Source organism: Glaciimonas sp. Gout2, assembly GCF_035018905.1.
Classification (GTDB): domain Bacteria; phylum Pseudomonadota; class Gammaproteobacteria; order Burkholderiales; family Burkholderiaceae_D; genus Glaciimonas.
Map to the genome: position 1 here is coordinate 1 of NZ_JASJXA010000076.1, position 10,129 is coordinate 10,129.

The following is a 10,129-nucleotide window of genomic DNA, read 5'->3' on the forward strand; positions in this document are numbered from 1 at the left end:
GTTGCCTTTGACCTTGCAGGCGCAGCCACAGTTGACGTTGCCTTTGACCTTGCAGGCGCAGCCACAGTTGACGTTGCATTTGACCTTGCAGGCGCAGCCACAGTTGACGTTGCCTTTGACCTTGCAGGCGCAGCCACAGTTGACGTTGCAGTTGATTTTGAAGTGGCACTTGACCTACCCCGACATTGGCGTTGCCAATTATTTCCGCTGTCAATCGGGAATTGTGGGAAAACATGTTTGAGCGAAGCGAGTTGGTTTTTCCACCCGAATGACAGCGGAAATAGTTGGGGACCCGACCAACGGGAGGGCAGCGCCTCTGCGGTCGCCTTTTTTTTGGTTACTTTATTTTGGCGAAGCAAAAAAAAGTAACTAGCTGCCGGTCTACCACCGGCAAGCCCCCACGGAGCAGTAACCATGTTAAGTAACGAAGACCGTATTCACTAAATGTCGGACCAGCCGCGACAAGCACCCACAGAGCGGCAACCATTCCAGCAATCAACCAATCAAACCATATCGAAAACATCTAATAAAAATTTAAATCAACATTCAAATATCAACACCCACCAATATCCCATTAAACGCAAAATCAAGATAACTATCCGTCACCTCACGCAACGTCATCTTCCCCTCAGGAGAATACCAACGATTAATCTGATTAAAACTAGACAAAAGATAGCGCGCCAATAAAGCCTCATCCACACGACGCAAGTCCTTATTCTCCATTGCCTCCCGAAGGCATTCGCGCAAAATACCCTCATATTTGTCACGCAACTCCAGCGCCATCAAACGCTTATCACCCGTTTGAACGCGAAAAGAGTTAGAACCAGCCATAAAGTGAGAAGGATGCGCCTCATAAAAATCCATCGAAGCATAAAAAAACGCTTTAATCCGACTCAATGCGGTCGATTCTTTTTCGATGGCCGCGCCAACATCAGCGATCAAATGTTGAAGACCCTCAATCACCACCTTCTTATACAACGCATCCTTATCCGGAAAGTGATAATAAAGTGCCGCTTTTGTGATCCCCGCTGCCTCCGCAATATCACGTAAAGAGGTGCGGTCATAGCCATGCTCTCCGAAAAGTCGACGTGCTATATCCAGGATCTGATCTGCGCGGGTTTGTGGCAGGCCCTCTTGTATGGCGCTCGATGTAGTTCTGCCCGATTGCGTGGCCATATAGTGTAAGTTCCGATCTGGAAAAGAAAAATTATCGCCAATTCATTGACAACATACAAGTAGATAAACAATAAGATCGAATTATCCTATTTGTTGTAAGCGATCAACCGATCAATATTATGATGGCTTCACCCCTTGGTGAGGTCGATTCAAACGGATTAGCCCTTCCTGCGCCACCGTGGCAACCATACCACCCTGATGATCATAAACATGCGCAATATTCAGGCCCCGACCACCAGATGCGTTCGGACTTGCCATCGAAAACAATAACCAGTCATCCAAACGGAAAGGGCGATGGAACCAGATTGTATGATCCAGACTGGCGGCTTGCAGGTCGGCGTCATAAGGTGCAATACCATGGGGTTTCAGTGCGGTCCATATTAAGCCGTAGTCAGAAATATAGGTTAGCAGAGTTTCATGCGTCAAACGCGTATGCGGCAAACGATTGGGCGTGCGTGCCCATATTTTTTGATGCGGCGCATGGGTAAACGGCGCACCAAAGCAGTCATCGTCCTCACACCGAAAATCCACCGGTGCAGGGAAGACGGTGCTGGTATCGCCGTTCGGATGATGTCTCCAATGGGGAGAATGCGGTTGCATCCGCTCCGGGATTGCAAGCGACGTGTTGCGTTGATGGTGCGACATACCGTCCTCTTCTTTCTGAAAAGAAAGCGAAATGTGGCATATCTCGCGGCTGCCCTGAAAGGCCACTACGCGCCGGCTGCTGAAGCTACCGCCATCGCGTACCCGATCAACCTGATATTCAATCGTGAGGCGAGCGTCCCCGGGGGATGTAAACATCGCATGCAGCGAAACAGGTCTGCGATGATCGACGGTGTGGGCAGCAGCGTGCAATCCCTGCGCTAAAATCTGACCACCAAACGTTCTCGGATTGCCTTTAAAGTGACTGTTGCCAAGATAACGGTCAACATCAATCCGCTTGACCTGCAATAAATCAATGACTTCATCAGTATTATATAAAGCGTCGTTCAACATGCTTATTAGCACTCCATCCATCATGCGCTGATTGGCAAAATCCTGACTTTGCGTCTTCCTTTTCTTCTGTGTTTATCAGAATACTGAGTGGACCTGCGTGATTATGTGGGTGATCATCGCGATTTTGTGTCTGCCAGGAAGTGGTGCTGGGTTAATCTTTATTCGGTTTCCCGCGCAATGTAACAAAATCGGGGGACCGTTTGGCAAAGAAAGCAGCTATCCCTTCAGTTGCCTCGTCATCGCCTTGCGACGCCACCATCAGTTGCGCCTCCAACGACAGTTGCGATGCCAGATCATTGCTATGAGCGCTCAGGCACGCAGTCTTGATTCGCGCATTGGCACGCATCGGACCATCGGCAACGCGTGCGGCCAGCGCTATGGCTTCCGTTAGTGCGACGCCTTTTTCGGTAAGCCGGTTGACAGCACCCATGGCATGCAGACGTTCGCCGGATAGTCGCTCGCCCGTCAGACATAGTTCGGTCAGTATCTGGCGTGACACAAACTCTGCCAAAAAGGCCGTAGCACCACCATCCGGTGTCAGTCCTACCTTGACGTAAGCCAGCGAGAAGACGGCGGTACGCGTCGTCACCAGCATGTCACAGGCTAGGGCGATCGACAGGCCTGCGCCAGCTGCGCCGCCTTCCACTGCGGCGATTACCGGCTTGTCGCAATGGCGAATCGCAAGGATCAACCCACTCAGTTTCTCAAGCCACTCGCGCCGTACCGTTGGGGCCAGCGCACGTCGCTGCGCTAGCTGTTTAAGGTCACCACCGGAACAGAAAAAATCTCCAGCACCTGTGAGCACAATCGCACCGACTGTCGGATCAACTGCCGCCGCAGCCAGCGCCGCTGGCAATGCAGTGTATAAGTCTGCCGTGATGGCATTGCGGGCAGTCGGATTATTATTGATCAGGATGCGGACGGCACCTTCCTGGCGAATTAACACAGCTTCATTTATACGGCTACTCATACGGCCACCTGCTGACCAAATGCAATGAAGCGTTGCAGATGATGATCCTCATCACCTAACTGGTGATCAATCATCACTAGCCGTTTGGCATAATGGGCCAGCGGTAATTCCCAGGTCATCCCAATGCCGCCGTGCATCTGGATACTCTCTTCTGCCACCAATGTGCCAATGCGACCAATACTGACTTTAGCGGCAGATAGCGCACGTTCACGGGTTACCCGGTCGGCATCAAGTGCCGCCGCGGCATTGATCACTGCCGAGCGCGCTTGTTCAATCTCCAGTAACAAGTCTGCCATGCGATGTTGCAACGCCTGAAAGCTACCGATGAAGACACCGAACTGTTTGCGTGTGCGGAGGTAGTCGAGTGTGGCCGATTTGGCAGCTTCCATCGCACCGAGCGCCTCGGCACACAACGCCAATACACCGCGTCCGATTACACGCTCCAGCGTAGCGTATGCCTGGTTTTCTGTGCCTAGCAAGGCATCGTTATCGAGCGTTACCGCGTTTAAGCAAAGCTCAGCGATGCGGCCACCGTCGATAGTGGGGCAGTCGCGTACAGTGAGTCCCGGTGTCTTTGCCGGTAACAAAAAGAGCGAGATTCCGGACGTATCATCGACTGCTCCTGCCGTACGTGCAGACACAACAAATAAATCACTCTGTGCGCCGTACAACACCACCGCTTTGGTACCGGTTAGTGTCCAGCCTTCGGCGTTTCTTTTTGCGTGTGTTTGTACCCGCGCCATCTCATAGTGCGTATCGGGTTCTTCATGCGCAAGCGCGACGATGGCGTCACCACTGATGATGTCCGATAACGCCGCTTTCTGTTTTGGCGTGCCAACAGCGGCGATGGCGTCACCAGCAAGCATCGCGCAGCCCAGCAGCGGTTCAATCACCAAGCCGCGACCAATCGCCTCAAAGACCACCGCAATGTCATATCCTGTGCCGCCGAAGCCGCCGTCATTTTCATGAAACAAGGCACCAATGACGCCTATTTCTGCCAGTTGCTTCCATACTTTTTGACTAAAGCCATGCGGCGATGTAGTGATGTGGTCGCGTGTCTCAAAAGTGTATTCCGCAGCGAGGAAGCGCTGCAGGCTGTCGGCGAGCATGCGCCGTTCTTCAGTGTGTTCGAAATGCATGTGTGCCCTCACAGTCCAAGAATCATCTTTGAGATAATATTTTTCTGGATCTCGTTAGCGCCGCCAAAAATCGAGAGCTTCCGGTTATTGAAATATTGCGCTGCGGCGCTTGATGCGCCGTCCGGTCCAACTGGCTGCTGATCAAAATCATCGTATAGCGCTTCCTTGATAAACGGTCGCGCATAAGGACCCATTGCGCGACGTGTTAACGCAGCTATTTCTTGACGAATTTCGGTGCCGCGGATTTTTAGCATTGAACTTTCTGCACCCGGTGCGCCACCGCCAGCCACCCCTGCGATCACGCGCAAGTTGGTGGTTTTCATGTTTTCCAGATCTATCTCGACGCGTGCCAGACGAGCGGCAAATAAAGGATCTTCGGCCAACGGTCTACCATGGCGCGTTTGTTGTGCTGCAATACTTTTCAGTCTGTTCAATGCCGCAACGGAAAAGCCTACGCCAGCGATATTGGTACGTTCATAGGTCAACAGATACTTGGCGCAGGTCCATCCCTTATTTTCTTCTCCGACCAGATTAGCAATCGGTACACGGACGTCGGTGAAGAACACCTCGTTGACCTCATGTTCGCCGTCGAGCGTCATAATGGGACGCACTTCGACGCCCGGTGTTTTCAACTCAATTAACAGAAAACTGATACCTTCCTGTTTCTTGGCTTCTCGATTGGTGCGTACCAGACAGAAGATCATATCGGCATGTTGCGCGAGCGTAGTCCAGGTTTTTTGACCGTTGACGACATAGTGCTCGCCATCACGCACCGCCGTTGTTTTCACCGCGGCAAGGTCGGAACCGGCTCCCGGTTCCGAATAACCCTGACACCACCAGTCGGTCCCATTCAGGATGCGCGGCAGCCAATACTGCTTTTGCGCCGTGCTGCCATATTTGATCAATACTGGTCCCAACATATTGACGCCGAAGGGCAAAATACGTGGTGCATTTGCGAGGCAGCACGCATGCTCAAAGATGAACTTCTCCATCGGGCTCCAACCCGGACCGCCAAATTCTGCGGGCCAATGATTCGCTAACCAGCCTTGTGCGTTGAGGATGGCATGCCATTCCTGCATGTCTGCTTTGGAGATATGCTTGCCCTCGGCAACCTTGTGGGATAGACGGACTGGTAGTTTGTCTGCCAGAAATGTGCGTACTTCTTTACGGAAGGTTTCTTCTTCAGCGCTAAAGTTAAGATCCATATCGATTGTCCTCTTAATAGATTTCGAACAGTCCGGCTGCGCCCATCCCGCCAGCGATACACATCGTGACGACCGCGTATTTTGCGCCACGTCGCTTGCCCTCAATTAACACATGCCCAGCCAGACGCGTACCGGTCATGCCAAACGGATGGCCGATAGAGATGGCACCGCCGTTGACGTTAAGCCGCTCGTCAGGAATGCCAAGTCGTTGCTGGCAATAGATCGACTGCGAAGCAAAGGCCTCATTGAGTTCCCAAAGATCGATATCATCAATCTTCAGACCATAACGCGCAAGTAATTTTGGAATTGCAAAAACGGGGCCAATGCCCATTTCGTCAGGTTCGCAACCAGCAATTGCCAATCCACGGAAAGCCCCTAGCGGCTGGAGATTGGCGCGTTCTGCTTCTTTTGCATCCATCATCACACAGGCTGACGCACCATCCGATAATTGCGATGCATTGCCAGCGGTGACATACTTGTCGGCTCCCATCACTGGCGCGAGCTTTGCCAGTCCGGCATAGGTTGTGCCGCGCCGGTTACAGGTGTCGCTACCGACTGTTACTTCTTTCCTGGAGATAACACCCGTCTCTTTATCAGTGATAGCCATGGTAGTCGTGCAGGCAATGATCTCGTGAAGGTAGCGTCCGGCGAGTTGGGCTTCTTCGGTCTTGCGCTGACTCTCTGCCGAAAAGCGGTCTTGCGCCTCACGGCTGATACCATAGCGTGCGGCTACGATATCTGCTGTGTCAATCATTGCCATATAGAGGTCAGGTTTGTGCTGTGTGATCCAAGGATCCATTCCACTATCGCCATCCTCACGCGTACGAATTTGTGAAATACTCTCAACACCACCGGCAATCATGGCGGAAACGCCATCAACCACAATACGTCCAGCCGCCATGGCGATTGCTTGTAAACCAGAGGCGCAGAAACGGTTCACAGTCGTGCCGCCAATGGTTATCGGCAAACCTGCGCGGATGATCGTTTGACGTGCTACGTTGCGGCCCGTAGTACCTTCGGGATAGCCGCAACCCAGAATCGCATCCTCAATCAACGCTGGATCAATGCCAGCGCGCTCTACCGCCGCGCGAACTGCAAAGGCGGCGAGAGCCGGGCCTGACGTGATGTTGAATTCACCGCGATGGGCTTTGGTCAGGGGTGTACGGGCGGTTGAAATAATAACGGCTTCGCGCATCATATATTTTCTTAATGAAAGTGAATGTACTTATTCGGACAGATTCAAGCTGGCAAAATTGGTGCCGCGTTCAACCAGCTCAACCAGCAATGGTGACGGCTGCCAGAACAATGGATCGTCCTTGGCGAACGCACGGATATCGGCCAGCACTTGTGGCAATCCCAGCGTGTCGGCATAGTGCATGGGACCACCGCGATAGCGCGGAAAACCATAGCCGTAAAGAAAGGTAACATCCACATCAAGCGGTCGTAACGCGATGCCCTGATGCACAACATTTGCGCCTTCGTTGATCATTGCCGCCATGTAACGTCGGATAATTTCATCGTCAGTGAAACGACGCGGTGTGATACCGGCACGTTGACGTTCAGAGTCAATAATCGCCTCAACTTCGTGGTCAGGTTTTCCTGTGCGGGTCCCGGCAGCATAGAGATAATAGCCCCGTCCGGTCTTTTGTCCGAACCAGCCGTTTTCGCACAATCGGTCTGCGATGCGCACGTAACGTGCCTCTGGATTGCGTGTCGCGGCACGGCGTTGTCGGGTCGCCCAACCAATGTCCCCGCCAGCCAGATCGGATACTTCAAATGGCCCCATCGGATAGCCGAAATCGCGTAATGCTTTGTCAATCTGGTAAGGCGATGCGCCATCTTCCATCATATGGTCAGCGGCTTGACGATAGACCGCCAGAATCCTGTTACCGATAAATCCGTCGCACACGCCTGCGCGGACCGGCACCTTGCGGAGTATTTTGGCAAGTGCAAATGCGGTCGCCACAACATCTGGAGAAACCTTTTTTGGCACCACGATCTCAAGCAACTTCATGATGTTGGCAGGGGAGAAGAAATGCAATCCGATCACATCGGAGGGACGCGAGATGCTGGCGGCGATCTCTTCAATGTCGAGATAGGACGTGTTGGTCGCCAGCACCGCACCCGCCTTACATACTCGGTCAAGTTCGGCAAATACGACTTTTTTAACAGCCATGTCCTCGAACACAGCCTCAATGACCAGATCGACGCCTGCTAATGTGGCGTAAGAAGTGCTGCCAGACCAGCGCGCCATCAATGTTGCCTTACCATCCGGTGTCAAACGACCCTTAGCGACTAATCCGTCGTAGACTTTTTGAACATGCAGGCGACCGCGTTCCAGCGCTGCGTCGTCACGTTCTATCATGATCACGGGTAGCCCAGAGTCGAGCAATGCCACCGCAATACCTGCGCCCATCGTACCGCCGCCTATGATGCCGACATGCGTGAGAGTGCGCGGCGTCGCATTCCGCATTTCTGGTAACTTGAGAACTTCACGATCAGCGAAGAACGCATGGATCAGGCCAGCACGCTGCGGACTGGCGTGGCATTCTCGGGATAGTTCGCGCTCGCGTCGCAGGCCTTCTTCAAATGGCAGATTGCGTGCAGCATCAACAGCGTCGACTATTTTAAGAGGAGAGAAAAGGCCACGAGGTTGATGTGTGATTGCAATGCGTGCAGCGTCGATTACCTGTTGACTGTCTGGTTGATCTGTCAGCGCTGCCGCATCGCGGGTACGGCGCAAAGGGGCAGAATGGGTGAGCAGATACTGCACATATTCCAGGCCCTCGGCCAGCACGTCGTTAGTGCGTCCGATGCGGTCGATCAAGCCCAGCGTAACTGCTTCATCAACGCCTAAATGGCGTCCGCTAAGCATCAGATCCAAAGCTGCTTTCGCGCCTATCAGGCGAGGGATGCGTTGTGTGCCGCCAGCACCCGGCAGCAAGCCGAGCAATACTTCGGGAAGCCCCAGTTTGGCACCCGGCATGGCAAGTCGGTAATGCGCGGATAGTGCAACTTCCAGTCCTCCGCCCAGTGCCGCACCATGGATCGCTACCACCACCAGTTTATGACTGGTTTCGATCTGATTGCAGACATCGGTTAATGCTGGCGGCAACGGTGGCGCACCAAATTCCCGGATATCTGCACCGGCGATAAAATGTCGGCCAGCGCCGATAATCAGCACTGCTTTTACCGCGTCGTCTTCGGCCGCGGCGTCAATGGCTGCAAGAAGGCTACGGCGCACGTCGACGCCCAGTGCATTGACTGGAGGATTGTCGATGGTGACCAGAAGGATGTTGCCATGTAATTGACGGGTGACGACTTCTGTCGGTTTGCCGAAGCGCATAGCGAAATATCTCCAGAGGAATGAATAACGCTTCGCACAGCAAAGCATTGCTTCGTAATAAAAAATTAAACTGAACGTTACCTTGTATTTCCTGTGAATGAGCAAGAGGAGGGTACTTATCACATTCAAGTAAAATTTTTAACTCTGGGGCAAATAGCTGAAGCAGTCTGGGTATCTGGCTTTTTATCATGCAGACTCAACTTCCAACTTCACAATCAAGACTTCACAAACGGCGTCATCCTGTTTTATACTCTTACCTGTCCCTGATAAAGAGGGGAACTGGTTTGACAGCCTGACATACCTACAGTGCACAAACGGCGCAATGCCGTTTTTTTGCATACGTTCACCCGTGTTGCGCATTCTTTGGGCGGCAGTGGTGGGGAGGCTTCGGCCTGCCGGTTGCTGTAGGTATCGGTCTGTCAACCCTGCTATTTGCCGCTCACCCCGTTTGACAGCGGGGCGCGGTTTAATCGCCACCTACGGAAGTTACAACATGCCTCGTATTACTACGCCCGGTTTCATGGCGCCTCTTCTCTCCGAACTACAAGTTAACGCGGTGGGGAAGTCATGAGCAAGCCAACACTACCGCCAACAATAGACGCATTTCATCAGCCGTTTTCATGGCTGCCATCCCATCATCAAACGAATGAGCACGCCCAGTTTTATGCCATGACGGTAGATATCTGCCACGGCATCAAGACGTGTATTGATTTGGCCCATTTGAGCAACTCAGATAGAAATACGGATACAGCACCGACGTTAACTATTGTTGACACGGAGCGCTTGCTGCGTCTAGCGCTGATGTCAGCTCACATGTTGGCCGAAATAGCTGCGACGCGGATTGATCGACTCGATTGACGCGGTAATGTTTGCCGCCTATGCGTGGAAATAAGGTGAGACAGCCGAATCGGTTAATTGGTCAAAAAAAGACTTAAGTTTTAATGAGTCAATCTCGCTCCAGAGCATAGCAATAGAGCAACACATAACGCCACCGACCTATTTTAAGAATAGGTCGGTGGCGTTTTTCTTTGTGGCAAGCGTCGACGTTCCTCGTGCTGAGTAAGCGCTCGGTCAAGGCTAATTCGAATTTACAATACAATTTGTATCGATTTTTAGATAAATGAGTTGACATTCGATTTGTGAGGTCTTAAAGTTCCATTAATGTTAAATATTGGAACTTATAGTACCAATTTATATAATCAACTGATAATGCAACGCACATCAACTCACAAGAGAGACTTTTATGACCGATCAAATATCCCTGGCTAACCGGAAGGTGACGGTTGGCTTACAGAAG

9 protein-coding genes are annotated in these 10,129 nt (G+C 52.2%); 2 read left to right on the forward strand and 7 right to left on the reverse strand.

Annotated elements, in window-relative coordinates; all coding sequences use genetic code 11:
* Nucleotides 1-241: hypothetical protein (locus QN379_RS22510; protein ID WP_323507668.1), on the forward strand; the 241-nt coding region annotated here is incomplete at its 5' end.
* 305 nt (nt 242-546) lie between these two features.
* Here QN379_RS22510 and QN379_RS22515 read toward each other — a convergent pair.
* The 7 genes from QN379_RS22515 to QN379_RS22545 form a co-directional block, all read right to left on the reverse strand.
* A complete protein-coding gene (locus tag QN379_RS22515) occupies nt 547-1,176 on the reverse strand; it encodes a TetR/AcrR family transcriptional regulator (RefSeq protein ID WP_323507669.1) in 630 nt (209 codons plus the stop codon).
* 117 nt (nt 1,177-1,293) lie between these two features.
* A complete protein-coding gene (locus QN379_RS22520; RefSeq protein WP_323507670.1) occupies nt 1,294-2,172 on the reverse strand; it encodes an acyl-CoA thioesterase in 879 nt (292 codons plus the stop codon).
* Nucleotides 2,173-2,323: 151 nt separating this feature from the next.
* A complete protein-coding gene (locus tag QN379_RS22525; RefSeq protein ID WP_322237709.1) occupies nt 2,324-3,142 on the reverse strand; it encodes an oxepin-CoA hydrolase, alternative type in 819 nt (272 codons plus the stop codon).
* Nucleotides 3,139-4,281, reverse strand: a complete 1,143-nt coding sequence (locus tag QN379_RS22530) for an acyl-CoA dehydrogenase (protein ID WP_322237712.1) — start codon at nt 4,279-4,281, stop codon at nt 3,139-3,141. The genes QN379_RS22525 and QN379_RS22530 overlap by 4 nt, the downstream gene beginning before the upstream one ends.
* A gap of 8 nt (nt 4,282-4,289) precedes the next feature.
* Nucleotides 4,290-5,486 carry an acyl-CoA dehydrogenase family protein gene (locus QN379_RS22535; protein ID WP_323507671.1) on the reverse strand — a complete coding sequence of 399 codons (1,197 nt, stop codon included), beginning with the start codon at nt 5,484-5,486 and terminating at the stop codon, nt 4,290-4,292.
* A gap of 13 nt (nt 5,487-5,499) precedes the next feature.
* Complete coding sequence (locus QN379_RS22540; protein WP_323507673.1) at nt 5,500-6,681, reverse strand: acetyl-CoA C-acyltransferase; 1,182 nt, start codon at nt 6,679-6,681, stop codon at nt 5,500-5,502.
* Nucleotides 6,682-6,711: 30 nt separating this feature from the next.
* Nucleotides 6,712-8,832, reverse strand: a complete 2,121-nt coding sequence (locus QN379_RS22545) for a 3-hydroxyacyl-CoA dehydrogenase NAD-binding domain-containing protein (RefSeq protein ID WP_322237716.1) — start codon at nt 8,830-8,832, stop codon at nt 6,712-6,714.
* Nucleotides 8,833-9,399: 567 nt separating this feature from the next.
* Between QN379_RS22545 and QN379_RS22550 the strand changes: the two genes are divergently transcribed.
* A complete protein-coding gene (locus QN379_RS22550; RefSeq protein ID WP_323507672.1) occupies nt 9,400-9,690 on the forward strand; it encodes a hypothetical protein in 291 nt (96 codons plus the stop codon).
* The last annotated feature ends 439 nt before the right edge of the window (nt 9,691-10,129 follow it).

Coding starts and splice junctions, on each gene's coding strand:
- QN379_RS22530 (WP_322237712.1), bottom strand. CDS start 4,281: ATGCATTTCGAACACACTGAAGAACGGCGCATGCTCGCCGACAGCCTG.
- QN379_RS22525 (WP_322237709.1), bottom strand. CDS start 3,142: ATGAGTAGCCGTATAAATGAAGCTGTGTTAATTCGCCAGGAAGGTGCC.
- QN379_RS22515 (WP_323507669.1), bottom strand. CDS start 1,176: ATGGCCACGCAATCGGGCAGAACTACATCGAGCGCCATACAAGAGGGC.
- QN379_RS22520 (WP_323507670.1), bottom strand. CDS start 2,172: ATGTTGAACGACGCTTTATATAATACTGATGAAGTCATTGATTTATTG.
- QN379_RS22535 (WP_323507671.1), bottom strand. CDS start 5,486: ATGGATCTTAACTTTAGCGCTGAAGAAGAAACCTTCCGTAAAGAAGTA.
- QN379_RS22540 (WP_323507673.1), bottom strand. CDS start 6,681: ATGCGCGAAGCCGTTATTATTTCAACCGCCCGTACACCCCTGACCAAA.
- QN379_RS22545 (WP_322237716.1), bottom strand. CDS start 8,832: ATGCGCTTCGGCAAACCGACAGAAGTCGTCACCCGTCAATTACATGGC.
- QN379_RS22550 (WP_323507672.1), top strand. CDS start 9,400: ATGAGCAAGCCAACACTACCGCCAACAATAGACGCATTTCATCAGCCG.